Source organism: Pedobacter planticolens (assembly GCF_014172375.1).
GTDB classification, from domain to species: domain Bacteria; phylum Bacteroidota; class Bacteroidia; order Sphingobacteriales; family Sphingobacteriaceae; genus Pedobacter; species Pedobacter planticolens.
In genome coordinates this window covers 759,688-784,431 of the sequence record NZ_WNXD01000002.1, presented here as the reverse complement: position 1 = coordinate 784,431, position 24,744 = coordinate 759,688, and the positions used below count along the sequence as shown (strand labels likewise).

29 protein-coding genes are annotated in these 24,744 nt (G+C 34.2%); 18 read left to right on the top strand and 11 right to left on the bottom strand.

What is annotated here, in order from left to right:
- Positions 1 to 4: 4 nt before the first annotated feature.
- The 3 genes from GM921_RS12130 to porX all read right to left on the bottom strand — a co-directional run bounded on the left by GM921_RS12130 (position 5) and on the right by porX (position 3,378).
- Positions 5 to 1,231, bottom strand: a complete 1,227-nt coding sequence (locus GM921_RS12130) for an alanine dehydrogenase (protein WP_182922905.1) — start codon at positions 1,229 to 1,231, stop codon at positions 5 to 7.
- A gap of 67 nt (positions 1,232 to 1,298) precedes the next feature.
- Complete coding sequence (gene tsaE, locus GM921_RS12125) at positions 1,299 to 1,724, bottom strand: tRNA (adenosine(37)-N6)-threonylcarbamoyltransferase complex ATPase subunit type 1 TsaE (RefSeq protein WP_182922904.1); 426 nt, start codon at positions 1,722 to 1,724, stop codon at positions 1,299 to 1,301.
- A gap of 100 nt (positions 1,725 to 1,824) precedes the next feature.
- Positions 1,825 to 3,378, bottom strand: a complete 1,554-nt coding sequence (gene porX, locus GM921_RS12120; protein WP_182922903.1) for a T9SS response regulator signal transducer PorX — start codon at positions 3,376 to 3,378, stop codon at positions 1,825 to 1,827.
- A gap of 101 nt (positions 3,379 to 3,479) precedes the next feature.
- Here porX and GM921_RS12115 point away from each other — a divergent pair, with 101 nt between their 5' ends.
- From GM921_RS12115 to GM921_RS12080, 8 genes are all read left to right on the top strand, one after another.
- The gene (locus GM921_RS12115; RefSeq protein WP_182922902.1) at positions 3,480 to 4,703 is read left to right on the top strand and encodes an HD domain-containing protein; all 1,224 of its coding nucleotides are present in this window, start codon (positions 3,480 to 3,482) and stop codon (positions 4,701 to 4,703) included.
- Between the two features lie 114 nt (positions 4,704 to 4,817).
- Entirely contained in the window at positions 4,818 to 5,888 is a 1,071-nt protein-coding gene (lpxD, locus tag GM921_RS12110) for a UDP-3-O-(3-hydroxymyristoyl)glucosamine N-acyltransferase (protein WP_182922901.1), read from the top strand.
- Positions 5,889 to 5,890: 2 nt separating this feature from the next.
- The gene (locus GM921_RS12105) at positions 5,891 to 7,300 is read left to right on the top strand and encodes a bifunctional UDP-3-O-[3-hydroxymyristoyl] N-acetylglucosamine deacetylase/3-hydroxyacyl-ACP dehydratase (RefSeq protein WP_182922900.1); all 1,410 of its coding nucleotides are present in this window, start codon (positions 5,891 to 5,893) and stop codon (positions 7,298 to 7,300) included.
- Positions 7,300 to 8,085, top strand: a complete 786-nt coding sequence (lpxA, locus tag GM921_RS12100; RefSeq protein ID WP_182922899.1) for an acyl-ACP--UDP-N-acetylglucosamine O-acyltransferase — start codon at positions 7,300 to 7,302, stop codon at positions 8,083 to 8,085. The genes GM921_RS12105 and lpxA overlap by 1 nt, the downstream gene beginning before the upstream one ends.
- 12 nt (positions 8,086 to 8,097) lie before the next feature.
- Entirely contained in the window at positions 8,098 to 8,712 is a 615-nt protein-coding gene (locus tag GM921_RS12095) for an ABC transporter ATP-binding protein (protein WP_182922898.1), read from the top strand.
- A gap of 423 nt (positions 8,713 to 9,135) precedes the next feature.
- Positions 9,136 to 9,696 carry an elongation factor P gene (gene efp / locus GM921_RS12090; protein ID WP_182922897.1) on the top strand — a complete coding sequence of 187 codons (561 nt, stop codon included), beginning with the start codon at positions 9,136 to 9,138 and terminating at the stop codon, positions 9,694 to 9,696.
- A gap of 212 nt (positions 9,697 to 9,908) precedes the next feature.
- The gene (locus tag GM921_RS12085; protein ID WP_182922896.1) at positions 9,909 to 10,475 is read left to right on the top strand and encodes a 5-formyltetrahydrofolate cyclo-ligase; all 567 of its coding nucleotides are present in this window, start codon (positions 9,909 to 9,911) and stop codon (positions 10,473 to 10,475) included.
- A gap of 3 nt (positions 10,476 to 10,478) precedes the next feature.
- On the top strand, positions 10,479 to 10,640 hold the full coding sequence (locus tag GM921_RS12080; protein WP_182922895.1) for a hypothetical protein: 162 nt from the start codon (positions 10,479 to 10,481) through the stop codon (positions 10,638 to 10,640).
- Here the strand turns inward: GM921_RS12080 and GM921_RS12075 are convergent.
- The 5 genes from GM921_RS12075 to GM921_RS12055 all read right to left on the bottom strand — a co-directional run bounded on the left by GM921_RS12075 (position 10,637) and on the right by GM921_RS12055 (position 14,771).
- Positions 10,637 to 10,897 carry a hypothetical protein gene (locus tag GM921_RS12075; protein WP_182922894.1) on the bottom strand — a complete coding sequence of 87 codons (261 nt, stop codon included), beginning with the start codon at positions 10,895 to 10,897 and terminating at the stop codon, positions 10,637 to 10,639. The genes GM921_RS12080 and GM921_RS12075 overlap by 4 nt on opposite strands.
- Positions 10,898 to 11,061: 164 nt before the next feature.
- Entirely contained in the window at positions 11,062 to 12,036 is a 975-nt protein-coding gene (locus GM921_RS12070) for a formimidoylglutamase (RefSeq protein ID WP_182922893.1), read from the bottom strand.
- Complete coding sequence (hutI, locus tag GM921_RS12065; protein WP_182922892.1) at positions 12,023 to 13,267, bottom strand: imidazolonepropionase; 1,245 nt, start codon at positions 13,265 to 13,267, stop codon at positions 12,023 to 12,025. Before hutI ends, GM921_RS12070 begins: the two co-directional genes overlap by 14 nt.
- 14 nt (positions 13,268 to 13,281) lie before the next feature.
- Positions 13,282 to 14,049: an exodeoxyribonuclease III gene (locus tag GM921_RS12060; protein ID WP_182922891.1), complete on the bottom strand. Its 768-nt coding sequence runs from the start codon at positions 14,047 to 14,049 to the stop codon at positions 13,282 to 13,284.
- Between the two features lie 5 nt (positions 14,050 to 14,054).
- Complete coding sequence (locus GM921_RS12055; protein WP_182922890.1) at positions 14,055 to 14,771, bottom strand: peptidylprolyl isomerase; 717 nt, start codon at positions 14,769 to 14,771, stop codon at positions 14,055 to 14,057.
- Between the two features lie 131 nt (positions 14,772 to 14,902).
- On the opposite strand from GM921_RS12055, the gene GM921_RS12050 reads away from it, so the two are divergent.
- From GM921_RS12050 to GM921_RS12010, 9 genes are all read left to right on the top strand, one after another.
- The gene (locus GM921_RS12050; protein ID WP_182922889.1) at positions 14,903 to 15,304 is read left to right on the top strand and encodes an HYC_CC_PP family protein; all 402 of its coding nucleotides are present in this window, start codon (positions 14,903 to 14,905) and stop codon (positions 15,302 to 15,304) included.
- Between the two features lie 100 nt (positions 15,305 to 15,404).
- Positions 15,405 to 15,938, top strand: coding sequence for a heavy-metal-associated domain-containing protein (locus GM921_RS12045; protein ID WP_182922888.1), 534 nt, complete (start codon positions 15,405 to 15,407; stop codon positions 15,936 to 15,938).
- A 3-nt stretch (positions 15,939 to 15,941) separates the two neighbouring features.
- Positions 15,942 to 16,754 (top strand): hypothetical protein, encoded by an 813-nt coding sequence (locus GM921_RS12040; RefSeq protein ID WP_182922887.1) that lies wholly within the window; start codon positions 15,942 to 15,944, stop codon positions 16,752 to 16,754.
- Positions 16,755 to 16,759: 5 nt separating this feature from the next.
- Positions 16,760 to 17,263: a DUF3347 domain-containing protein gene (locus GM921_RS12035; protein ID WP_182922886.1), complete on the top strand. Its 504-nt coding sequence runs from the start codon at positions 16,760 to 16,762 to the stop codon at positions 17,261 to 17,263.
- Positions 17,263 to 17,826: a helix-turn-helix domain-containing protein gene (locus tag GM921_RS12030; protein ID WP_182922885.1), complete on the top strand. Its 564-nt coding sequence runs from the start codon at positions 17,263 to 17,265 to the stop codon at positions 17,824 to 17,826. The genes GM921_RS12035 and GM921_RS12030 overlap by 1 nt, the downstream gene beginning before the upstream one ends.
- Before the next feature lie 82 nt (positions 17,827 to 17,908).
- Positions 17,909 to 18,502, top strand: coding sequence for a YceI family protein (locus GM921_RS12025; protein WP_182922884.1), 594 nt, complete (start codon positions 17,909 to 17,911; stop codon positions 18,500 to 18,502).
- Positions 18,503 to 18,583: 81 nt separating this feature from the next.
- Positions 18,584 to 19,408: a 4,5-DOPA-extradiol-dioxygenase gene (gene ygiD, locus GM921_RS12020; RefSeq protein ID WP_182922883.1), complete on the top strand. Its 825-nt coding sequence runs from the start codon at positions 18,584 to 18,586 to the stop codon at positions 19,406 to 19,408.
- A gap of 96 nt (positions 19,409 to 19,504) precedes the next feature.
- On the top strand, positions 19,505 to 20,224 hold the full coding sequence (locus tag GM921_RS12015) for a heavy-metal-associated domain-containing protein (RefSeq protein WP_182922882.1): 720 nt from the start codon (positions 19,505 to 19,507) through the stop codon (positions 20,222 to 20,224).
- A 1-nt stretch (position 20,225) separates the two neighbouring features.
- Positions 20,226 to 20,858, top strand: a complete 633-nt coding sequence (locus GM921_RS12010; protein ID WP_182922881.1) for a DUF305 domain-containing protein — start codon at positions 20,226 to 20,228, stop codon at positions 20,856 to 20,858.
- A 158-nt stretch (positions 20,859 to 21,016) separates the two neighbouring features.
- Here GM921_RS12010 and GM921_RS12005 read toward each other — a convergent pair whose 3' ends face one another.
- Genes GM921_RS12005 through GM921_RS11995 form a run of 3 tightly spaced genes read right to left on the bottom strand, consistent with a single transcriptional unit; the run spans position 21,017 to position 23,417 of the window.
- Positions 21,017 to 21,490, bottom strand: coding sequence for a DUF6265 family protein (locus tag GM921_RS12005; protein ID WP_182922880.1), 474 nt, complete (start codon positions 21,488 to 21,490; stop codon positions 21,017 to 21,019).
- Complete coding sequence (locus tag GM921_RS12000) at positions 21,487 to 22,011, bottom strand: YfiT family bacillithiol transferase (protein WP_182922879.1); 525 nt, start codon at positions 22,009 to 22,011, stop codon at positions 21,487 to 21,489. The genes GM921_RS12005 and GM921_RS12000 overlap by 4 nt, the downstream gene beginning before the upstream one ends.
- An 8-nt stretch (positions 22,012 to 22,019) precedes the next feature.
- Complete coding sequence (locus GM921_RS11995; protein ID WP_182922878.1) at positions 22,020 to 23,417, bottom strand: aldehyde dehydrogenase family protein; 1,398 nt, start codon at positions 23,415 to 23,417, stop codon at positions 22,020 to 22,022.
- A 115-nt stretch (positions 23,418 to 23,532) separates the two neighbouring features.
- Here GM921_RS11995 and GM921_RS11990 point away from each other — a divergent pair, with 115 nt between their 5' ends.
- Entirely contained in the window at positions 23,533 to 24,735 is a 1,203-nt protein-coding gene (locus GM921_RS11990) for a hypothetical protein (RefSeq protein ID WP_182922877.1), read from the top strand.
- The last annotated feature ends 9 nt before the right edge of the window (positions 24,736 to 24,744 follow it).

Sequence of the window (24,744 nt, the reverse complement as noted above, 5' to 3'; positions counted from 1 at the left end):
CTATTTATTGGTTGGAAACAACTAGCAATTCTAAATCCTTAAAAGGAAGATTGTACATATTAGCTAAATCTTTATTGGTTAAATGACCTTGATAACAATATAGTGCTTCGCGGATGCCAGGTCTATTCCAAACCATGTTCATTAAGCCGCCCATATCGCCAATGTCAACCAATATTGGCGCAAAGATATTGGTTAAAGCATAAGAAGCGGTACGGGGAACACGAGAAGCGATATTTGGCACACAATAATGAATTACATCATGTTTAATGAAAACGGGATCTTTGTGGTTCGTTACTTCCGATGTTTCGAAACAACCACCTTGGTCTATACTTACATCAACCACAACCGAATGCGGTTTCATTTTAGCAACGGTTTCTTCCATCACTAAGCAAGGGCTGCGACCATGTTCTGAGCGAATGGCACCAATAACCACATCGCAAGTTGTGATGGCTTTTGCTAACACAATAGGTTGCATTACCGAAGTAAAAACCCTGCTCCCTAAATTATTTTGTAGGCGACGCAATCTAAATATTGAACTATCAAAAACTTTTACTTCTGCACCTAAAGAAAGAGCTGTACGAGCGGCATATTCCCCAACAGTACCAGCGCCTAAAATTACAATTTCGGTTGGAGGAACGCCTGTAAATCCGCCGAGCATTAAGCCCTTGCCCCCAAAAGCACTACTTAAATATTCTGCGGCAATAAAAATAGAAGCAGCACCAACAATTTCGCCCATGGCACGTACTACACTTAACACATTTCCTTCATCACGCAAGTTTTCAAAACATAAAGCGTTAATTTTTTTATGAAGAATGGCTTTTAAGTCGACCTCTTTAAGTGTACCAATTTGCAAAGCAGAAATAAGCGTTTGACCTTTGTGCATCATACCAATTTCCTCTAAAGTTGGCGGAGCAATTTTTACAATAATATCTGCGGCATACACATCTTTTTTGCTGAAAGATATTTGTGCGCCTTGTTCGCTATAATCTTTATCGGTAAAATTCGCGCCAACACCAGCGCCAGATTCTATAACAACTCGATGGCCATTGTTTATTAATAATGCAACGGATAATGGTGTAAGTGCAATGCGACACTCTTGAAAAGAAATTTCTTTAGGAATGCCAATGTATAAACTATTGCTTTTTTTACTGGTTTCCAGCATCGACTCTTGGGGTTGCATTAAACCTCTTTGAGCAATGGCGGCCATGCCTTCGCGTAATCCTGTAGCCATGATATAATGTGGTAGTTTTTAGGTGTTTGAAGATACAGAAAATCTATGAATACCTCAACATTAAATCTTAATTAGAAATCTTACTAAAATTAAGAGTCCTCGTGGTATCTCCAGTAATCATAATTTCCACTTTTATATAGTGCTCTGGCAATAATTCTTCAATTTTTTGAGGCCATTCTATTAAGCAATAATCACCACTATAAAAGTATTCTTCATAACCGATATCGTATGCTTCTTGTAAGTTTTTTATGCGATAAAAATCAAAATGATAGACTAAACCATTTGCACTTTCGTATTCATTTACAATTGAAAACGTCGGACTGCTTACCACATCTTCAACACCTAAAACCTTACAAAATGTTTTGATAAAAGTTGTTTTCCCTGCGGCCATTTCTCCCTCAAAAACAAAGAATTTTTCGCCATTGGCAAAAGCTAAAAGTTGTTCTGCAACAGTATTTAATTCAGCTACGCTATTAATTGATATAGATTTCATTTTTGAGAACTTTGTCAATCTTTTAAAGATTGACAAAGTTAATATATCTAAGGCATTTTGCTAAGATGATCTAGGGTTCTTTAGATGGTAAAACAAAAAATTATTTGGAACTATATGTTACAACTGGGATAATCATTTCTTCTAACGAAATTCCACCATGCTGAAAAGTCTCGTTATAATAATTTACAAACTGATTATAGTTGTTTTGGTACACAAAGTAATGATCTTCTTTGGCAAAAATATAATTAGAACTGATGTTTATTTTAGGCAATTGCGCTTCATGCGGATTTTTAATTAAAAATACTTCCTTCGCATTATAATTTAAGTTTCTACCTTGTTTATAACGCAAATTCGTGTTTGTATTTCTATCACCAATTACTTTACTTGGGTGTTTAACTCTAATCGTTCCATGGTCTGTTGTAATGATAACTTTTACTCGCTTTTGCGAAATTTTCTTTAGCAAATCTAATAAAGGCGAGTGTTCAAACCAAGATAAGGTTAAAGAACGATAAGCGGCATCATCATTTGCCAATTCGCGGATCATTTGCATATCTGTACGAGCATGAGAAAGCATATCCACAAAGTTGTAAACAATGGCGTTAAACTCGTTTTCCATCAGATTACCAACTTTTTCTGTTAGGTCTTTACCTTGATCAAAAGTTAAAATTTTATGGTAACTAAACTTGCAATCTTTTCGTAAACTTCGTTTGATTTGATCTCCTAAAAAAGTCTCTTCATGTAAATTTTTTCCGCCTTCATCATCGTCATTTTGCCATAAAGCAGGAAAACGTTTTTCCATTTCTAAAGGCATCAAGCCTGAAAAAATAGAATTGCGAGCATATTGTGTTGCAGTAGGTAAAATACTCGAATATGTATCTTCTTCATCTAAACGGAAGTATTCACTAATCAATGGATTAATAATTTTCCACTGATCGTAACGTAAATTATCAATCAAGATAAAAAATACAGGCGTGTTCGAATTAATTAAAGGAAAAGCTTTCTTTTTTAATAACTCATTTGACAATAATGGCGCCTCTCCTTTCCCATTAACCCATCCTAAATAATGATCTTCAATAAATTTAGAAAACTGTGTATTTGCTTCCGATTTTTGCATGGTTAAAATTTCATGCATTTGCGGATCGTCTAATTTCTCCAATTCAAGTTCCCAAAAAACCAATTTTTTATAAACTTCTACCCATTCCTCATAACTTAATTTATCATTTAAAGTCATGCCTAAACGCCTAAAATCTTGTTGATAAGCAGAAGAAGTCCGCTCACTTACTAAACGTTTGTTGTCTATAATTTTCTTTATAGTTAATAATACTTGTTTCGGGTTAACGGGCTTAATTAAGTAATCATCTATTTTAGAACCAATGGCATCTTCCATCAGATTTTCTTCTTCACTTTTAGTAATTAATACCACAGGTACATCAGAACGGATGTTTTTGATTGCAGAAAGCGTTTCCAATCCGCTAAGTCCAGGCATATTTTCATCTAAAAAAACAAGGTCAAAATGTTCTTTCCCAAAAGCTTCTAACGCATCATTCCCATTGGTAAATGTTGTAACATGATATCCTTTTTCGTTTAGCAATAATATATGTGGTTTTAATAAGTTGATCTCATCATCGGCCCATAAAATTTTGGTTTCCTGCATTATATATACTTTTTATGTAAATTAAAGTTTTTAAAAGATCATGTCTTTTTTACTATCGATAAAAATAGCAATTTTTGTACCGTATAATTTATTTTTGAGAATTGAACAAAAAGAAAATAATAAACGACCCTGTTTATGGGTTCATCAGTATTCCTTCGGCCTTAGTTTATGATCTAATTTCACATCCGTATTTTCAACGGTTAAGATATATCAAACAATTAGGAATGACCCATTTGGTATATCCAGGGGCATTACATACGCGTTTTCATCATGCTCTTGGGGCAATGCATTTAATGAGTTTGGCGCTCGAAGTATTAAGAAACAAAGGCCATGAAATAAGTGCGGAGGAAGAAGAAGCGGCAACCATTGCAATTTTACTACACGATATTGGGCACGGCCCTTTTTCTCATGCATTGGAGCATACACTAGTCAACGGTATTAAGCACGAAGACATTTCTATGCTTATGATGGACCAGTTGAATGAAGAATTTGAAGGCCGATTAACACCTGCGATTAATATTTTTAGAGGCAATTATTATCGTAATTTCTTTTGTCAATTAATTTCTGGCCAGCTAGATTTAGATAGAATGGATTACCTGAATCGCGATAGCTTTTTTACTGGCGTCAGCGAAGGTGTAATTAGTTTCGACAGAATTATTAAAATGTTCAATATTGTTGATGATCAATTGGTTATTGAAGAAAAAGGGATTTATTCTATCGAGAAATTTTTAATCGCCCGCAGATTAATGTATTGGCAAGTTTATCTCCATAAAACAGTAATCGCAGCAGAACAATTGTTGGTTAAAATTTTAGAACGGGCAAAAGAGCTTGCATCTAGCGGAACTAAATTATTTGCTACACCTGCATTGCAGCATTTCTTGCAAAACGATATTACTGAACATAATTTTTTTGAGGATGAGAACCATTTGCTTCAATTCTCAAAATTAGATGATCAAGATATTTATGCTGCAATAAAGGTTTGGGAAAGCCATGAAGATCCGATTTTGTCAAAACTTTGCCAGATGTTAAATTCACGTAAACTATACAAAGTAGAGATAACAAATGTGCCTCCATCTGCAGAAAGAATAGAGCGTTTGGCAAATCAAACTGCTATAGCTTTAAACTTGTTGGATGATGATGTAGCTTATTTTGTTTTTACAGATACCATTAGAAATAGAGCTTATAATGCCGGAAATAGCAATATTAATATTTTAATGAAGAATAATGAGTTGGTTGATATTGCAAAAGCATCAGATTTATCTAACTTAGAATCTTTAGATAAGACCGTAAAAAAGCACATTCTTTGTTACACAAGAGATATTTAGCATTTTTTAACAAAATATTTAACCTTTTGCAACGTTTCGTGTCTTATCCTTGTAATGTGAGATTAACAAGTGTTGTTTATTTGTTCATATCAATTTAACATTTAACTTTGTAACATGCAATTTACTGCCAAGCAGATAAGCGAATTTTTAGACGGCGCCATAGAGGGAGATGCAACTGTAAAAGTTGGAGAGCTTTCTAAAATAGAAGACGGCAGTGCTGGCTCGTTATGTTTTTTATCAAATCCTAAGTACGAAAGTTATTTGTACACTACAAAAGCCTCAGTGGTTATTGTATCCAATGATTTTGTGCCATCACAACCAGTAAGTTGTACCTTAATAAAAGTAAAAGATCCATATAGTGCATTTTCTGTTCTTTTAGAAAAATATAACGAAGCACTAAATCAAGATAAAACTCAAGCTGGAATTACAGAACCTTGTTTTATTCATCCGACAGCAAAAATCGGAAAAAATGTTTTTATTGGCGCTTTTTGTAGTATTGAAGAGAATGTAGAAATAGGTGATAATTGCAGAATTTACACTCAAACATATATCGGCTCAGATACTAAAATTGGTGGCGATTGCACTATTTATCCAGGAGTAAAAATTTATAATCGCACTAAATTAGGAGATAGAGTAACAATTCACTCGAATGCTGTAATTGGTAGCGATGGATTTGGTTTTGCGCCTCAAGCAGACGGAACTTATAATAAGATTGCACAGATTGGCAACGTTATTATTGAGGACGATGTGGAAATTGGTGCAAATACTACAATTGACAGAGCAACAATGGGTTCTACTTTTATTCGTAAAGGAGCAAAATTGGATAACTTAATTCAAATTGCGCACAATGTGGATATAGGCGCTCATGCTGTAGTTGCTGCACAAACTGGAATTTCTGGAAGCACAAAATTAGGGGATAACTCTGTGATTGGGGGACAAGTAGGAATTGCGGGACATTTAAATTTAGGTAAAGGAACACAAATTGGTGCTCAGGCAGGAATTAATTTTGATACCGAAGAAAATAAACAATGGCATGGTAGCCCGGCACAACCACTAAAAGAATGGATGCGCTCTACTGTAATATTTAAAAAATTGCCGGAAGTTGATAGGCGCATTAGAGATTTAGAGGCCAAAATAGCGGAACTTACTGCTATACTAGAAAATATAAGTACAATACAAAAATAAGAATGAACGTTAAGCAAAAGACCATTAAAGGTGAAATTTCGGTTAAAGGTGTGGGTTTACACACAGGTGCAAATGTTACTTTAACTTTTTGCCCTGCTCCAGATAATCATGGTTTTAAATTTCAAAGAATAGACCTTCCTGGACAACCAATTGTTGACGCAGATTGTGATAATGTAACCGATACAGCTCGTGGAACAACCATTACTCAAAATGGAGCGAGCATAAGCACGGTAGAACACGTAATGGCATCTTTAGTGGGTATGGATTTGGATAATGTTTTGTTAAAACTTGACGGTCCTGAAACTCCAATTATGGATGGGAGTTCGATTTTATTTATCGAAGCCCTAGAAGAAGTCGGAGTGGTATCTCAAGAAACGGATAGAGAATATTTCACTATTCCTCATAACATTACTTATACAGAAGCAGATAGAAAAGTGGAAATCGTGGCTATGCCATTAGATGATTATCGCTTTACTTGCATGATAGATTACAATTCTCCTGTTTTGGGAAGTCAACACGCAGGTATTTCTAGCATAGCTGAATTTAAAAAGGAAATTGCTTCATGCAGAACGTTCTGCTTTTTACATGAATTGGAATATCAACTGCAAAACAACCTAATTAAAGGGGGCGATTTAAATAACGCAATTGTAATTGTAGATAAGGAAGTAACAAAGCCTGAATTAGAGCATTTGGCTAAGATTTTTAACAGAGCAGCAATAGAGGTTGCCCCACAGGGGATCTTAAATAATATGGAATTGCGTTACCAAAACGAACCAGCTCGTCATAAATTATTAGATATGATTGGCGATTTAGCTTTAGTTGGTGTGCATTTAAAGGGTCATATTATGGCCGCAAGACCAGGTCATGCTGCAAATGTTGCTTTTGCAAAGAAAATTAAAGCAGCAATTAAAAAAGAAAAAGGAAAAAAGATCCAAAAAATATATGATGCCAATGCAAAACCTTTATATGATGTAATGCAAATCATGGATATTTTACCGCACAGACAACCGTTTTTGTTTGTCGATAAAGTATTAGAGCTTTCTAAAACACATGTGGTAGGCGTTAAAAACGTAACCATGAACGAAGACTTCTTCAGAGGGCATTTTCCTGGCGCACCAGTAATGCCTGGAGTAATTCAAATTGAAGCAATGGCTCAAGTTGGCGGAATTTTAGTTTTAAGTACCGTTCCAGATCCAAGAAATTATTTAACTTATTTCTTGAAAATAGATAATGTGCGTTTTAGAGCGCAAGTTTTACCAGGCGATACGATTGTTTTTAGATGTGATTTAATGGAGCCTATTCGTAGAGGAATTGCCCAAATGAAAGGCATTGGTATGGTAGGAGAAAAAATAGTAGTAGAAGCCGAAATGATGGCTCAAATTTCAAGAGTAAAAGAAACCGAAACAGTATAATGATACAACCTTTAGCATACATACACCCACAAGCAAAAATTGCAGATAATGTTGTAGTTGAGCCATTTGCTGTAATTCATAAAGATGTGGAAATTGGTGAAGGAACCTGGATTGGTTCTAATGTTGTGATTATGGACGGTGCGAGAATAGGCAAAAATTGCCGGATTTTTCCGGGTTCAGTAATTTCTGGTGTTCCACAAGATTTAAAATTTGCTGGTGAAGTTACTACAGCCGAGATAGGCGATAACACAACCATCCGCGAATGCGTAACCATTAATCGTGGTACAAAAGATAAATGGAAAACCGTTATTGGAAAGAACTGTTTAATTCAAGCATATTCTCACGTTGCGCACGATTGTGAAGTAGGCGATTTCTGTATATTTTCTAATAGTACAACATTAGCGGGGCATATTACAATAGGTGATTATGTAGTTTTAGCAGGTTTGGTGGCTATCCATCAATTTGTTAAAGTTGGTTCGCATGCTTTTGTAACTGGCGGATCGTTGGTGCGTAAAGATGTTCCTCCGTATGTTAAGGCTGCAAGAGAGCCGCTGTCTTATGTGGGTATCAACTCTGTTGGTTTACGTAGAAGAGGGTTTTCTCCAGAAAAAATTAACGAAATACAAGAGATCTATCGTGTGCTTTTTGTTAAAAACAACAACGTTACTAAAGCATTAGATATTATAGAAGCAGAATTTCAACCAACCGAAATTCGCGATGAGATTGTAGATTTTATCCGCAACTCTAATCGCGGTGTAATGAGGGGTTTTGGTACGGGCAGCTAATTCATCCATTAGATGGAAATCAGCTTAAATAATGTTGGTCGTAGGTTTAATAAAGAGTGGATATTTAAAAATATTAACTACATTTTTAAACAAGGCGAAAAATATGCCATACTTGGGCCAAACGGTTCAGGTAAATCAACTTTGTTAAGCGTTTTATTGGGAAACTTAACTCCTTCTGAAGGAGAAATTACTTACACTGATCCTGACGAAATTAGAGTGGAGAATATTTATCAATCCATCAGCTTTGCGGCACCTTATTTAGATTTAGTTGAAGAATTTACATTACAAGAAACCATTGATTTTCATTTTCAATTTAAAGCTTACGCTGATGGTTTAAATGCTTCGTCCGTTTTAAGCCTGCTTGGATTAGAAAAATCTCAGGACAAAGCTTTAAAACACTTCTCATCGGGAATGAAACAGCGTACTAAGCTTGCTTTGGCATGTTGTGCGAATACATCTGTTTTAATATTGGATGAACCCACCTCCAATTTAGACACACAAGGAATAGATTGGTATTTGGCATTGATAGAAAAATTTGCTACAAATAAAATGATAATTGTTGGCTCAAATCAAGCGCATGAATATGATTTTTGCAAACATCAATTAAGTATTACTGATTACAAATAGCTGGTAATAGTTTGTCAAATCAGTATCAAATAAAACATATTTTAGGGTCTATTGAGTTCAAAAACTAGCCTATTTCTGTTTAAAACCACCTCTAAAAATTATTTTTAATTTACTATTGCAGAATTGAAATATAGTATATACCTTTGCGCCACGAAATAAGGCGTAATATTTAGCTAAATTTCAAACATATTGATAAAAACGATTGCTAGTATTCATCAATAAAGACGATAAGTGAAGAGGGATTTAGCAATTAGAATATATAAAAAGAATAAAATAAGAATTTTCATAGTTTAGTTTTAGGTTTAGGTTGATTGTAGCTTCGGAGTGGTTCCCGAAGCTATCTTTTTTTACAGCTTTTTGAAAAATAGTTTTTACCTTGCGCCTTCAAAAAACAACCAAATTAGTAGTGATTTTTAAAATATCATGGCAAAAGCATCAGAAATAAAAGTAGGTAACATTCTTCGTTTTAATAGCGAGTTGGTTACTGTTGAAGAATGGAATCATCGCACACCAGGTAAAGGCGGAGCATTTTATACAGGTAAGTTTCGTAACATCAAAACTTCTAGATTGGTAGAAGCTCGTATGAATACGGACGAGGTAGTAGAAATTTGTCGTGTTGAAACTAATGATTACCAATATTTATATGAAGATGGTGATTATTTAGTGGTAATGGATAATACATCTTACGAGCAATTTAACGTGCCTAAAACGTTATTTGGAGCATCTATTAAATTCTTAAAAGAAGGAATGAGCATTTTGGTCGCTTTAGAAAGCGAAGAACCAATTCAAGCAAGTATTCCGAATTTTGTAGAAATGGAAGTTGTGTATTCAGAGCCAGCAGTTAAAGGCGATACTTCTACAAATGCGTTAAAAGCGGCAACGGTTGAAAACGAAGTTGAAATTAAAGTGCCAATGTTTGTAAACCAAGGTGATAGAGTTAAAATTGATACACGTACTGGTGAGTATGTAGAAAGAGTAAAATAGAGCAGGATTTAAGGATTATAAGATTTTCTGGATTTCCTTAAGCTGTCGAAATAATAAAGCCGCAGATTCGCTGATTAAATCAATCGGTAAATCTGCGGCTTCTTTCGTCATACTCAACTTGATTGGGTATCCTAATGCGATAAAAGATTTTTAGCTTTGTATATTGCTTTAAGATTCCCGTTTTCACGGGAATGACGAAACAACGGAAAAACATGCTTAAATCAGCCCTGCGAAAACAAGCTTTAGCACAACGAAATTCTTTAACTGCGGATGAACTCCATGTGTTAAATGAAAAGCTATTAACGCAGTTTAAAAAGCTTGATTTATCGAATATTAGAATCTTACATATATTTTTACCAATCATTCACCAAAAAGAACCCGATACTTTTTTACTAATCGAATGGTTGCAAAAAAATCATCCCGAAATTCAGATTATTGTTCCAAAAGCAGATTTTGAAACAAGATTAATGAGCAATTTTATTTATGTTGATAAGAAAGATTTAATAAATAATCAGTACCAAATTCCAGAACCTCAACTTGCAAAACCTTTTAAAGGTATACCAGATATGGTACTAATTCCGTTATTAGCTTTTGATGAACGAGGATATAGAGTAGGTTATGGCAAAGGATTTTACGATCGTTTTTTACAAAATATATCCACTCAAAAAATAGGATTATCTTTTTTTGATGCTGTGGCAGAAATTAATGATGTACATTTGAATGACATTCGATTGGATAAATGCATCACACCTCACAAAATCATCGAATTTAATAGTTAAAACATGGAAAAGGAATTTAAAATAACTTCTGCTAAGCATTACGAAGAAACCATGATTAACATTTTCGAAATGCAAGAACAAGAAGATCCATTAACGAAGGCACAAATAGCAGAAATGGAAGTTATGATTAAAGCTGCGGATAAATACGAGGCAGAAGAGCTTTAATCTTTTAAATCAAGATATTTATTCATAAGCGAAACTACACCATAAAGAATCGTGCCCGATAAGAGTGTTAAAACAATCGTCGTTTTTAAGCTTTCTGCTTGAAATGCCAAGCAGAGATATACACCAATCCCAATACAACCGATCAGAATCCTAATTTTTATAGCTGTTTCTAATTTGAAGAGCTTTTGAATGAAGAATGAAATGAGATATAATCCGATTATGAATAAAAATGGTGTGATAGATTTTAGATATTCCATTTAATGAGTATTTAGATTATATGTTTGGATTAAAATTGTTATTGCTTAATCAAGTATACTTTAATTACTCCAACTAACATTAGATTTTGCTTTTTATTTTATAAAATAAAAGGATTGTTTCTTTGAAGTTAACAATATAATTATTGAAGAAAATTTTCGGGATTTTACAAAGCACTTTTAATAAAATCACTAATCAAATACGCGATTGTTTTTCCAGTAGTCAAATTTTTTCTGCCGTCTGTTAATTCAGTTGCGCCCTCACAAATGTGTAAATAGCTGTAATTTTTCCTGTTTGATAAAAGAATTTTACGAACATCATTTAAAGCAAAACCCGAAGGACTAATTGCGCTAGATAATACATTTTCAATACTGTCTAAATCTATTTCTAGTCCGCAGGGCGACGCCAAATCTCCTGTAAATTCAGTCCAGTTTTGGCAAATAGATTTATTGGTTTGTAATAAATCTTCGAAATAAAAAGCGCTTATGTTTTTACTCGCAGCTAGATGAGTGGGCAAATCCTGATTTACATAATTTTGATGCAAGCCAAAAATCTTGTATTGATTTAAAAAGCTATGCTGTATCGCATAACTAAAACCATTTCCACTATGCCTTCCCTCATTAATATCCCTTAAATCTGCATGCGCATCTATATTAACTACATTTATTGGCTTATTTAAAGCAATTGAAACCCCAGAAATTATCGGAGCAGCATTGTTGTGCCCACCACCAATTACAATTGGAATTTTTCCTGCTTGCACAATTTTTTGAATAACAGGGTAAACTAAAGCATCAATATCATTGGTCTTATTTCTCAAGCCCTGAACCCTACTATCTGTGGGTTCTTCAATTTCAAAATGACCCAACACCAAAACCTCTTCACCTTGTAAAAAAGGATTACTTTGAATATTTAGAAGTGCTTTAACTGCCGAATTCCAAGCGGTTTTTGCGCCACCAATTCCGTAGTTTGCTCTTATGCCAATATCTTCAGGAATGCCTAAAAGAACATATTTTGCAGAAGAGTTTTGCAATTCATTTAACGAAGAAATTACTTGCACTTTTTCGCCCAATCTTAACTCACCAGTCCGTTGATTTACCAATGCCAAAACATCGCTCTGCGAATAAATTTTAAAGCCATCCATTGTAAATTTCTCCGTTTAAAATAACAGTTTCTATTTGTAATTGTCCAAAACTATAAGGTAAAAATGCTAATGAAGACATAGCTCTTGTGATGAATAAATTCGCTTTTTTGCCAATGGTGATACTGCCCATTTCTCGACTTAATTCCATCGCAGCAGCACCGTTTAATGTGCTTGCATTAATCGCTTCTTCGGGTAGCATTTTTAACTTGATACAGGCTAATGAAACCACAAAATTCATATTGCCAGAAGGTGTAGAACCAGGATTATAATCTGTAGCTAAAGCAACGGTTGCATTCGAATTTAGCAAACCACGAGCATTCGCAAAAGGAATATTCAAATAAAATGAACACGATGGTAAAAGCGTTGCGATAGTGTTGCTGTTTGCTAAAACACTTAATACTTCATCATCGGTTTCTTCTAAATGATCTACCGAAATTGCCTGATGTTTAACACCAATTTGTACTCCGTCAGAAACCGAAAGTTGGTTGGCATGAATTTTTGGTTTTAAACCATATTTTGCAGCTGCGGATAAAATTTCATCAGTTTCTGAAACAGAAAAAAAGCCTTTTTCACAGAAAACATCAATGTAATCGGCTAATTTTTCTTTGGCAACTGCCGGAAGCATTTTATTGATAATGAGATCGATATATCCTTGATGATTACTTTTGTATTCAGTTGGATAAGTATGTGCGGCTAAAAAAGTTGCTTTTATTGGAATTGGGAAAACTTGCTTTAACCTTTGAATAACGCGAAGCATTTTCAATTCGCTTTCTATCGTTAAACCATAACCACTTTTAATTTCAACAGCTCCAGTGCCCTGCTTAATCATATCCTTAAGACGAAGGCTAGCGCTTTCGAAAAGCTCATCTTCAGAGGCTTGTTGTAGTTTATGTGCTGAGTTTAAAATCCCTCCACCAGCTGCGGCAATATCTTCGTAGGTTTTGCCTGCAATTTTCATGACGAATTCTTCTTCACGTGGAGCGGCAAAAACAATGTGGGTATGACTATCGCACCAACTTGGAAATACGAATTTGCCTTCGGCATCAACGGATGGAAGATGTAAAATAGAAGGAGGAATGTCGTTCATCAACCCAAAATCTTTAATTAATCCATCTTCTAATAAAAGCCAAGCATTTTCCAATACAGGTAAATTAGCCATTTCGCTGCCACGAAGAACCAATTTTTCTTTTGGATGTACGCCTACAAGACCTTTTATATTGGTGATTAACATTGTTGAATTACGGGCTATTCTATTTCTAACAATACTGGACAATGATCTGAATGTAATGCATCGGGTAATATTTTTACATTTTTTAATCTGCTTTCCATTTGTCGTGTAGCTAAATGATAATCGATACGCCAACCTAAGTTTTTACCTCTCGATCCTGCTCTATAACTCCACCAAGTATAATGATGCGGGTCTTTATTAAAATGACGGAAAGTATCGATAAAGCCATTGTTCATAAATAATTCCATCCACTCGCGTTCTTCAGGTAAAAAACCAGATGAATTTGCATTCGATTTTGGATTGTGAATATCTATCGCCTGATGGCAAATATTGTAATCGCCAGAGATAATTAAGTTTGGATATTGCTTGCGTAATTCATCAATATATACATCAAAAAAGCGCATAAACTCGTATTTTTTAATTTGCCTTTCATCGCCACTTGAACCCGAAGGCATGTATAAACTCATTAAAGAAAAGCCATCAAAATCTGCTCGTAAAATTCTGCCTTCAGCATCAATCCATGGTTCGCCGCAACCATAAGAAACGTTGTTTGGTTTAATTTTAGTTAAAATTGCTACGCCGCTATATCCTTTTTTCTCGGCCGGAAACCAATAATGATGATAGCCTAATTGCTCAATTAAACCAATAATTTCTGGAATTTGTTCTTTTAGCGCTTTTACTTCTTGCAGGCAAACCATATCTGCATCGGTAGCTTGTAGCCAATTAAAAAGACCTTTTGTAGCTGCGGCACGAATGCCATTTACGTTATAGGAAATAATTTTCATCAGTATTATGTGTTTTGTTTGACTGCATTTTTAGCCAATTCTTTTTCTAATTTTTTAGCTTCGCGTTTGGTTAAAACAGAAACAGTCATTTTGATATCGTTTTTAGGGCGATTGTTTTTATCGGTTAATTCCTCTGCAATTGCATCAACCATTTCTAATCCTTTTACCACTTCACCGTACACCGTATAATTACGATCTAAATGTGGCGTGCCGCCAATAGTTTTATAAACTTGACGTTGCCATTCGGGGATTTTAAACTTCATACGTTTGGTTTCAACTGCGTTTAAGGTAGAATCTGTCCAAATTTTTCCTTGTACAATATAAAACTGACAACTGCTCGATGCTTTTAATGGATTAACGTCATCACCTTCTCTTGCTGCGGCTAAAACACCTTTTTTATGGAACAAACTATCTCTAAATTCTGAAGGAATGGTATAACCTAAATCGCCATTTCCTAATAAAGAATCTGGTTTTGCATTTTTAGAATCAGGATCGCCACCTTGAATCATAAATGCTTTTATCACCCTGTGAAATAAAGTGCCATTGTACGTGCCATTTTTGGCTAATTTTAAGAAATTATCTCGATGCAAAGGGGTTTCGTTATACAATTTAATAATGACTTCGCCTTTTGAGGTGCTAATTTTTACATATTGATTTTTAGGCTTAGCGGCAAATGCCTGTATGCAACAAAGGCTTAAAAAAAGGAAGAGAATTTTTTTCATACTTAAAATGAATTTATGCTAAGTTATTTAAAAAACTAGAACAGCCTTATATCAACCCTTAAATTTTATTTACCAATTTTTAACAAAGCATAAAATCTGATTTTAAAAATTTATGTATAGCTTTGCCTTTGATGAAGTTAAAGCAAAAACTTGCCCTTAGTCTGTGCACTTTTTACCTAGTAAGCGTAATTGGTGTGGCGTTGAGCATGCACTTTTGCGGAGGAGAACTTGCTTCGGTTTCAGTTTTTACCGATAGAGCAGCATGTAAATATTGCAAAGCAGAGCCGAAAGACAAAAAAGACGATGGTTGTTGCAAAAACACCAAAGTTGAAGTTAAAGTTAAAGACAGTCATCAAACCGAAAGTTCGTTTAAACTTCCTAAGCTTTTTAGTTTAGAAACGTATCTCCCAAATAGAATTAGCGAACTGTTCAAGCCATTTTTTCCTGCATTTTTTAGCAGAATGGAAAATAAAGCTCCCCCAAGATCCACGGGAGTAGCGATACACGTGCTTAACTGCGTTTTCAGAAATTAACCAAAAGAATACTAAAGTAATAGCTTAATTAGCTGTGCTTTGCTATGTTTTATATTTCCCCAAAGGGAGATAATTTAGTATTCACTTAAAAATTTCGACAATGAAAACGATTAAAATCACCATATTATTTTTGTTATTTTTTGCTATAAAAATATACGCTCAACAAATAACTACCGTAGAAATGCAAGTAACTGGATTAACCTGTTCAATGTGTTCTCAAGCTACCGAAAAATCTTTGCGCACTTTAGATTATGTGGCCAATGTAACGCCAGATTTAAACAGAAATCTTTTCGTAATTACCTTTAAAAAAGACAAAGCCGTAAGTTTTGATCAACTGAATAAAAAAGTAAAAGATGCTGGTTTTTCTGTTGGAAAATTGGAAGCTACAATGAGCTTTAATCAGGCAAAAATTGATGAAAATGGTCAAACCATTATTAATGGCAATGTTTATCGTTTTATAAACGCAAAAGATAAAGTGTTAAACGGTTCGGTTAAAGTTAATGTTATTGATAAAAACTTTATTTCAAACTCAGCGTTTAAACAAAAATCAACAACTGTAAAATTCGATTCGTATGCTAGTGGAACAGCGCTAGTTAATGGCAAAAAAACAAGAGTTTATCATTTAAGTATTTAAAAGATGATAAAGAAAATAATTGCATTTGCGCTGATAATATTCGGCGCAAATCATTTGGTTTATGCACAAGAATTATATGTGTTTACTGAGCCTGCCAGCAATATGCCATCAAAATCTATCGGCATGAGATTAACAAATGAAGGCTTTTTCAGTCCTGATTTTAGAAGTAGATCTGTTGGCGAAGTAATGGTTGGATTTAATAAAAATCTAATGTTTCATGTGCAGGGTTTCCTTTCTGATATGGATGGAAAATATCGCTTAGAAGGCGGAAGTTTGTATGCAAAATATAGATTTTTATCTTTAGATGAAGCACAAAGCCATTTCCGTGGAGCTGCTTATGGGAGAATTAGTACCAGCAAAAGACCAGCCTATACGGAAGATATTAATTTGGAAGGCGATAATTCGGGCTGGCAAGGTGGATTAATTTTTACGCAGCTAATTCACAAATTGGCTTTATCTGCCACACTAGGTTATAGTCAAACATTTGAGGATAAAAGCAAGCAACTAATTGGAATGCCTACGCCAGATAAAATGTTGAATTACAGTTTATCTTCTGGCTATTTAGTGTTGCCTTTTGTGTATAAAAACTATAATCAGCCTAATTTTAATTTATATTTAGAAGTACTAGGTAAAACAAATCCAACTAACGGAAATTCTTATTTGGATTTAGCACCAGCTGTTCAGGTAATTTTAAATAGCAGAACAAGAATAGACTTGGGCTATCGTTTTCAAGCAACTGGAAATGTACAAAATAGATACTTGAAAAACATGTATTTAGCCAGAGTAGAATTTAATTTTTTTAACGTATTAAAATAAAAAATATGAAAAGAATACTTTTAATTATAACGATTTTAACCGGCACATTTATCCTTACAAAAGCACAAAGTATTGATGCTAAAAAAGGATTTAACAAAACATTACAAGCGTATTTCGACACTAAAAATGCTTTAGCAAAAGATGATGTTCGTTTAGCTAATATGAGCGCTAAAGGCCTAACCATAGCTTTGACAACATTTCCAGTTGAATCATTGTCTGCAACACAACAAACCGTTTGGAAAACACAGACTGCGCAGATTATAAAATCAGCAGATGCTATTGTATTACAAAAGGATTTGAAAGAACAACGTAAAAGTTTTTGGCCACTTTCATCAGCTATGCTGAAATTAGCAAAAGAACTTAAATTAAACACGAATGATGTTTATGTTCAGTATTGCCCAATGGCTAAAAAAAGTTGGTTAAACGAAGTTGAAGCGGTTCAAAATCCATTTTATGGCAGTATGATGTACGATTGTGGCGAAGTAACAGAAACTATCGCTAAAAAATAATGAAACTGTATATCAAAAATATGGTATGCAACCGATGCAAAATGGTGGTTAAAACTGAGCTCGAACAGCTTGGTTTTAATCCCGTTTCGGTACAATTAGGCAAAGTTGAACTGTTACAAGAAACACTCAGTACCACACAAAGTGAAACGATTAAAGAAAAACTTAACAAATTTGGATTTGAACTTTTAACGGATAAAAAGAAGCAATTAACAGAGCAAATTAAAACGGCTATAATTGAGTTAATTCATTATCAAACTGAACCTTTAAAAAGTAATCTTTCTGATTATTTGAGCAAAAAACTAAATACGGAATACGCTTATTTGAGTGCTGTTTTTTCTGAAACTGAACAAAGTACCATTGAAAAATATTTCATCCAGCAGAAGATAGAAAAAGTGAAAGAATTGCTTACGTATGGCGAGCATTCTCTGAGTGAAATCGCTTTTCAATTGAATTATAGTAGCGTAGCACATTTATCAACTCAGTTTAAAAAAGTAAGCGGACAAACACCATCCGAATATAAAGCGTTTCAACATACAATTCGTAAAACGTTGGACGAGATTTAATTGTAATTATATTTTCTTATCATACATCAACAAAGTGGAGGTGCTGCTTGTTGTAGCTTTGTATCACTAAAAAGATTTGATTATGAAAAAATTACTTTTATTTATTCTGGCAAGTAGCATCAGCATTGCTTCTTTTGCCCAAACAAAATGGACGGTTGATCCAATGCATTCATTTGTAAATTTCTCTGTAAAACACATGGGAATTTCATTTGTAGATGGTTCATTTAAGAAATTTGATGGAACAATCACAGCCGCAAAAACAGATTTAACGGATGCAACAATCAATTTTACGATTGATGTTGCGAGCATTAATACCAGTGTAGAAATGCGTGATAATCACTTAAAATCGGATGATTTTTTCAATGCAGAAAAATATCCAGCAATGACTTTTGTAAGTACTTCTTTAAAGAAAATTGCTTCAAAAGTTCCTAATAAGGCTAATAAATATTATACACTGAGCGGAAAATTAACCATAAGAGATGTAACTAAAGATGTCAAATTTATGGTTACTTATGGAGGTACAGCGAAAGATCAGCAAGGAAATACGAAAGCAGGTTTTACGGCAACTACAAAAATTAATCGTTTAGATTATAATATTAAATATGATCCAACTGGTGCTGGTATTGCAAAAGACGTTAACATTACATTGAACTTGGAGTTCGTTCAAGCTAAATAAAAATTTACATGTCATATTGAACTTGTTGAAGGATTTTTCTAAGAGAATTTGACAGGTTCATATTGACAAAATGCAAAATCTATGGAAACGCTAAATCAATTTAAAAATTTCACCTCAAGTTTAGCTCAAACAGAGTTGATGCCTGTACTTTTTATGGGGCATGGCTCGCCAATGAATGGAATTGAAATAAATGAGTTTAGTGAAAAATGGATTGAAACCGCTAAAAGTATTCCCGTTCCGCAAGCTGTATTGATAGTTTCTGCGCATTGGTTTACCAGAGGAACTCGAATTACAGCGATGGATTTTCCAAAAACTATTCATGATTTTGGTGGATTTCCACAAGCACTTTTTGATGTGCAATATCCTGCTCCAGGGAATCCAAAATTAGCACAAGAAACAGCGGATTTAGTAAAATCAACCTCGATAATTTTAGATCACGATTGGGGTTTAGATCATGGAGCTTGGTCGGTAATTAAACACATGTATCCTGCGGCAAATATTCCAGTTTTACAACTTAGTATCGATTATACAAAAGATGCTCAATATCATTATGATTTGGCTAAAGAATTATCCGCCCTGCGCAAAAAAGGCGTTTTAATTTTAAGTAGTGGCAACATGGTACATAATTTAAGAATGATGAGTTGGGAAATGATAAACGGTGGTGGTTACGATTGGGCTATTAAAGCCAATGAAAAATTGAAAAATGCTATCCTGAATAAAAACCATCAGTCATTAATGAACTTTCAAACTATGGGTAGTGATGTAATGTTGGGCATACCAACTCCAGAACACTATTTGCCATTAATGTATACGCTTGGTTTGCAAAAAGAGAACGAGGAAGCAACTTTATTTAACGATAAGGCTGTTGGCGGTTCTTTAACCATGACATCTGTAAAAATCACCTAAATCAATAAGTTTTCTCGTAATTATATAAATCATTCCGGTTAGGATATAACACTTGCGCAAACTCTTGCCGTAATTTTGTGTTATAAAATAATAACGATGAAACATACTTATCAAGTTACAGGCATGACCTGTTCTGGGTGCGAAAATAAAGTAAAAAGCAGTTTGCTTTTAGTACCCGATATTATGGATGTCGAAGTTTCAAAAGACACAAATTCGGCGACCATAACTATGGAAAAACACGTTGGCTTAAGCACTTTACAAGATGCTTTAGGTGGCAACGATTCAAAATATCAAATCTCTGCACAAGCGCATAGCGAAATACTAGAAGAAACCAAATCCTTTTGGGAAACCTATAAACCTGTGCTTTTGCTTTTTGGTTACGTAGGCATAATTTCTCTTATCGCCAGTTGGCAAAATGAAACGATAAATGGAGAACTATTTATGCGCTTTTTTATGGCAGGATTTTTTCTTTCATTTTCATTTTTTAAGTTAATTAACCTAAAAGGATTTGCAGAAAGTTATGCGATGTATGATATTGTTGGCAAAATCTTTAAACCATGGGGATACATTTATGCGTTCATCGAATTAGGTTTAGGGCTTGCTTTTGCACTTAATTTTAATCCTGTCGTAACGAATTTGGTTACGTTGATTGTGATGACAATTAGCATAATTGGCGTGTTGCAAAGTGTTTTAAATAAAAGAAAAATACAATGTGCATGCTTAGGTGCAGTTTTTAATTTGCCAATGAGCACGTTAACTATAATCGAAGATTTTTTGATGATTGCAATGAGTGCAACCATGTTAATTATACTATAAAATGAAAAAGACACTAATCACATTAGCTGCTGCAGCAGTATTATTTTCAGCTTGCAATCAGGCAGAAAAAACAAGTTCAAATGATCATTCGGCTACCAATCATCAACCTATAAAAGAGAAAAATGTAATGATGCAGGCCATGGATGAAAGCATGATGGCAATGCATAAAGCGAAACAAACAGGAAATCCAGATTATGATTTTGCTTCGATGATGATTCCTCATCATGAAGGCGCAATTGTAATGGCAGAAGCCGTTGTGAAAAATGGAAAATCTCCAGAATTAATCAGTTTTGCAAACAAAATAATTGAGGCGCAAAAAAAGGAGATTAAAATGCTCCAAGATTTCCTGAAAACAGCCTCTCAAAAACCCTCAAATAATGCTGATAAATTTAAAACCACGTTAAATAATTCGATGAATCCGATGATGGAGGGAATGAGTAAAGTGAAATTAACCGACAATATTGAGAATGATTTTGTAGCATTAATGATTCCTCATCACCAAAGTGCAGTTGATATGGCAAAAGCATATTTGCCATATTCAAATAACACTCATATTCAGTTAATGGCCGAAGATATTATTAAAGCTCAAGAAGAGGAAATTAAATGGTTAAACACACAACTTAATAAGTTTTAAGTAGTGATTTGTCATTCAGAGCGAAGCGAAGAATCTCTTGCCACCTATAGATTCTTCGTTCTGAATTGTGCCATCATTCTCGTGAAAACGGGAATCATAAAGCGTAAAAAAGTCTAAATTGCTTTACGATTCCCAATCAAGTTGGGAATGACGAATAATTATTTTTTCCGTTGATAGCGAAACTCAGATTTACCTTTTTTGCCATTTCTCTCTCCTTCTATCCAAGCTAATAACTCATCTTTACCTAGGTTTTGGTAAACAATTCGCTGCGGAAAATCATGCGTTGCATTTTCAAAAACAAAAGTGTTGTTCTCAGTAGATATTAATTTGAAATTTACAGTTTCACCATTGTTTTGTCCGTTGACATTTGAGCAATAATAAAAATTACCATTAATTTTTTTAATCAATAGCGTTTCCATCAAAACACTATCGCCATTTAAAGTATGACGGTAGCTTTTGCCACTTAATTCGACTTTATTTTGCACCCAACTTTCGGTGATTTTTCCTTTTGTGGTCTTCATCTCCCAATTACCTAATATAAAAGAGAATTGTTGTAAAGAGCTATTTTTTTGCGCATTGGCGGATAAATGAAATGCTACTCCAAAAACCAGCAGGATTAAATATTTCTTCATTTTATGGTAGATTTAATGTGAGCTAAATGATGTTTTCCATGCCAAGCATAGTTACCAAGTAAATAGCCTAAAGTAAATTCTTTTTTTGCCTCTGGATGAAAATAAGTCCGTTCAAAATCATTAGCGTTTAGTGTTCGAAGTAAAAAGACTAAGCGCTCATGAATAGCTTTTAAAATGGCTATAGAAAGGTGAATATTTCCAGTTTTTCCGTCAGGTAATTCTGCCCATTTATCTTCAAAATACGGACGAATAGTTGGGCATTCTTCAGTTAAAGTTAAATGAACACGAGTATATGCGTTAATGTGACTATCTGCTAAATGATGAACCACTTGTCTAACGGTCCAACCATCTGGGCGATAAGGAATTTCTAAATCAGCGTCGCTTAATGAAGAAGTAATTGTAGCAATTTCTTGAGGAAAATTCGCTAAATCTTCAATCCATAATTGAATTTGTTCATCATCAATTTTTACTGGCGGAATATATTTCCCGATGGGATATTTTAATTTTTCTAGCTCTTGCATAATTCAAATTACATAATTCTTTTAAGCATTTTTAAAACCCATTCTTTACCAACATAAGGAGGATAAATCATATTACTAAAATCTAACCTCGACTGAAAAACAACCGCTCTTTCGTGAGAGAAATTTTTGAAACCAAAAACCCCGTGACAACTTCCAATCCCACTTCCATTTACACCGCCAAAAGGTAATTTAGGGTTAGAAATATGAATTAAAACATCGTTTACACAAGTACCACCAGCGCTTGTATTTTTAATAATATGTTTGATGTTTTTTCCGTTTTTACTAAAAATATACAATGCTAACGCTTTGCTTTTTGAGTTGATTTGGTCAATTACTTCGTCTAAATTTTGATAAGAAATAATAGGTAAAACAGGGCCAAATATTTCTTCTTCCATTATTTTTGAGCCGTTAGGTATTTTACTTAACACAATAGGATTTATAGTTTGATTAGCTTCATCGAAAGTTCCTCCTAAATCTATTCTTGCACCTTTTTCTACAGCTTCATCAACTAAATCTTTTAATCTTTTATAGTGCTTGGTGCTGATAATTTTTCCATAAACTTTCGTGTCCAGTTTATCTGTTTTGAAATACATTTTGTTTACTGCAGCTTTATACAAACCAATAAATTCATCAAGCTGTTGCTCATGTACAAAAACATAATCTGGCGCAATGCAAGTTTGTCCGGCATTAACTAATTTGCCCCAAGCAATCTTTTCTGCTGCTTTTTCTATGTTTACCTCTTTATCAATAATCGTTGGAGATTTTCCGCCAAGTTCTAACGTTACTGAAGTCAAATTTTTAGCGGCAGCTTCCATTACTATTTTCCCAACTTCGGTACTTCCAGTAAAAAATATATGATCAAAAGGTAATTTCAATAACAACGTTGATATGCTGGCATTCCCTTCAAAACAGGCAACTTCTTGTTCATCAAATGCTTCGGCTATAATTTTGCCAATTACTTTACTAGTAGCTGGGCTTAATTCTGACGGTTTAACAATAGCACAGTTTCCTGCTGCAATAGCAGAAATTAATGGGCTCATGACCAGTTGAAAAGGATAATTCCACGGTGCAATAATCAAACAAACCCCTTTCGGTTCGTAGTATATTCTGTTTTTTGCAAAAGGAGTAGTTAAGGTGTTGCCAATGCGTTTTGGAGACATCCACTCGTTTAAATTTTTAATGGCAAAATCCAATTCTCCATAAATAAAAAACAACTCGGTAACCGCAGTTTCAAAAGCACTTTTGCGTAAATCGCTTTGCAACGCCCTATAAAGCTTGTCCTCGTACTTTTCTATGGCATCTTTTAGCGCTTTTAATTTAACAATACGTTGTGCCGCATTATTTTTTCTAAGCGTATATTTGTAAGCTTGTTGAGTTTTAAAAACCACTTCAATCTTTTGTTCCATACCGTTGAGCGCTACTGGGTTTGTGAATTGTTAAATATAGTTAAATGGCAATAAAATTCATTAAAAACACATCCAATTAAAGCATATTGCATATATAATCTTATAACACTATAAAATGAGAAAAAATTTATTTTTTGTTTTGATATTGATGGTCTTCTTCGATTATGCAAACGCACAAACAGTGAGACCAGGCGTGTTGGTAATTGGAAACGGAAATGCAGCAGTTGCGGCAGGACTTCAATCGGCTATTTCTGGTGTAAAAACAACTATTTTAGTACAAGCTGGAGGATTTGATATTTCGCCAATTGAAGCTGATTTAAGTTCGGGAATACAAGCAACATTCTCCAAAAAATATAATGCATTTCTGAATAAAAACGGCGGAAAACAGTCAGCAGAATTTGATAAGCAAGTAGCAAATAACGTGTTAACAGCTTGGGCGGATAGCATTAAAAATTTAACCATCATTAAAAATGTACAGTGGGTTAAAGCAGAACGTTCTGGAAATAATTGGAGTTTTAAATTAAGTGATGGAAGCACAATAAAACCTAAAGTGTTCATTAATCCTGGAGATGTAAAGTTGAACGAAGCTTTAAAAATTGAGGTAAAATCAACAAGAAATTGGATGGAATTAGCGTATAACACAACAGTTTACAGAACAAGCGTAGCTGCAGGGAAATCTGTTAACGGAACAAATGCTACTATCTTTTCATTATATGATTTCTTTATTCCTCAACAAGAGAATTTAGTATGGATAAACGATTCGCATAGCATGATTCTTGGTCAAGCGGCTGGGGCAACTGCAGCCTATTCCGCTTTTTATGATACTAAAACTTCACTTTCTAATTTGAAGAAAATACAAGGAGAATTAATTAATTATAAGTTAAATTTAATGCCTTTTGCCGATATAAAAACAATAGATACGAACTGGAAAGCGATACAAATGGTTGGCGTAACAGGAATTTTGAAAGCAGATGTTAACGAAACAACAGCCAGTTTTTCGCCAGATAAATTGGTAACCACCGAAGAAATTAAACAACCAATTAAAGATTTCTATTACAAAGCTCAAATTTGGTTTGATGATTATAAAAACCCGCAAATAACAATTGGATCTGCCTTAGAGATGATTTGTTATGTAGGAAATAAATCGCTAGAAAACACTAAAAAAGAGATTGCTAAAAAATGGAAAACGACCTATCAATTTAAAACAGAACTGGATTTAAATAGACAGATAAATCGCCGAGAATTAGCTGTTTTATTGCAGGATTATATGCCTCCATTTAATGTAAATATTGATCAGAATGGTAAAGTGGTTAGATAGCCTATGTGG

Excerpts from the sequence above, each read along its gene's own strand:
- GM921_RS12060 (WP_182922891.1), bottom strand. The coding sequence starts at position 14,049 with ATGAAAATTATTTCCTATAACGTAAATGGCATTCGTGCCGCAGCTACA.
- GM921_RS12045 (WP_182922888.1), top strand. The coding sequence starts at position 15,405 with ATGAAAACGATTAAAATCACCATATTATTTTTGTTATTTTTTGCTATA.
- GM921_RS11995 (WP_182922878.1), bottom strand. The coding sequence starts at position 23,417 with ATGGAACAAAAGATTGAAGTGGTTTTTAAAACTCAACAAGCTTACAAA.
- GM921_RS12015 (WP_182922882.1), top strand. The coding sequence starts at position 19,505 with ATGAAACATACTTATCAAGTTACAGGCATGACCTGTTCTGGGTGCGAA.
- GM921_RS12130 (WP_182922905.1), bottom strand. The coding sequence starts at position 1,231 with ATGGCTACAGGATTACGCGAAGGCATGGCCGCCATTGCTCAAAGAGGT.
- GM921_RS12000 (WP_182922879.1), bottom strand. The coding sequence starts at position 22,011 with ATGCAAGAGCTAGAAAAATTAAAATATCCCATCGGGAAATATATTCCG.
- GM921_RS12040 (WP_182922887.1), top strand. The coding sequence starts at position 15,942 with ATGATAAAGAAAATAATTGCATTTGCGCTGATAATATTCGGCGCAAAT.
- GM921_RS12055 (WP_182922890.1), bottom strand. The coding sequence starts at position 14,771 with ATGAAAAAAATTCTCTTCCTTTTTTTAAGCCTTTGTTGCATACAGGCA.
- GM921_RS12080 (WP_182922895.1), top strand. The coding sequence starts at position 10,479 with ATGGAAAAGGAATTTAAAATAACTTCTGCTAAGCATTACGAAGAAACC.
- ygiD (WP_182922883.1), top strand. The coding sequence starts at position 18,584 with ATGGAAACGCTAAATCAATTTAAAAATTTCACCTCAAGTTTAGCTCAA.
- lpxD (WP_182922901.1), top strand. The coding sequence starts at position 4,818 with ATGCAATTTACTGCCAAGCAGATAAGCGAATTTTTAGACGGCGCCATA.
- GM921_RS12075 (WP_182922894.1), bottom strand. The coding sequence starts at position 10,897 with ATGGAATATCTAAAATCTATCACACCATTTTTATTCATAATCGGATTA.
- porX (WP_182922903.1), bottom strand. The coding sequence starts at position 3,378 with ATGCAGGAAACCAAAATTTTATGGGCCGATGATGAGATCAACTTATTA.
- lpxA (WP_182922899.1), top strand. The coding sequence starts at position 7,300 with ATGATACAACCTTTAGCATACATACACCCACAAGCAAAAATTGCAGAT.
- GM921_RS12105 (WP_182922900.1), top strand. The coding sequence starts at position 5,891 with ATGAACGTTAAGCAAAAGACCATTAAAGGTGAAATTTCGGTTAAAGGT.
- GM921_RS12030 (WP_182922885.1), top strand. The coding sequence starts at position 17,263 with ATGAAACTGTATATCAAAAATATGGTATGCAACCGATGCAAAATGGTG.
- GM921_RS12025 (WP_182922884.1), top strand. The coding sequence starts at position 17,909 with ATGAAAAAATTACTTTTATTTATTCTGGCAAGTAGCATCAGCATTGCT.
- GM921_RS12035 (WP_182922886.1), top strand. The coding sequence starts at position 16,760 with ATGAAAAGAATACTTTTAATTATAACGATTTTAACCGGCACATTTATC.
- GM921_RS12050 (WP_182922889.1), top strand. The coding sequence starts at position 14,903 with ATGAAGTTAAAGCAAAAACTTGCCCTTAGTCTGTGCACTTTTTACCTA.
- GM921_RS12095 (WP_182922898.1), top strand. The coding sequence starts at position 8,098 with ATGGAAATCAGCTTAAATAATGTTGGTCGTAGGTTTAATAAAGAGTGG.
- tsaE (WP_182922904.1), bottom strand. The coding sequence starts at position 1,724 with ATGAAATCTATATCAATTAATAGCGTAGCTGAATTAAATACTGTTGCA.
- hutI (WP_182922892.1), bottom strand. The coding sequence starts at position 13,267 with ATGTTAATCACCAATATAAAAGGTCTTGTAGGCGTACATCCAAAAGAA.
- GM921_RS12070 (WP_182922893.1), bottom strand. The coding sequence starts at position 12,036 with ATGGATGGCTTTAAAATTTATTCGCAGAGCGATGTTTTGGCATTGGTA.
- GM921_RS12085 (WP_182922896.1), top strand. The coding sequence starts at position 9,909 with ATGCTTAAATCAGCCCTGCGAAAACAAGCTTTAGCACAACGAAATTCT.
- GM921_RS12005 (WP_182922880.1), bottom strand. The coding sequence starts at position 21,490 with ATGAAGAAATATTTAATCCTGCTGGTTTTTGGAGTAGCATTTCATTTA.
- GM921_RS12010 (WP_182922881.1), top strand. The coding sequence starts at position 20,226 with ATGAAAAAGACACTAATCACATTAGCTGCTGCAGCAGTATTATTTTCA.
- GM921_RS11990 (WP_182922877.1), top strand. The coding sequence starts at position 23,533 with ATGAGAAAAAATTTATTTTTTGTTTTGATATTGATGGTCTTCTTCGAT.
- efp (WP_182922897.1), top strand. The coding sequence starts at position 9,136 with ATGGCAAAAGCATCAGAAATAAAAGTAGGTAACATTCTTCGTTTTAAT.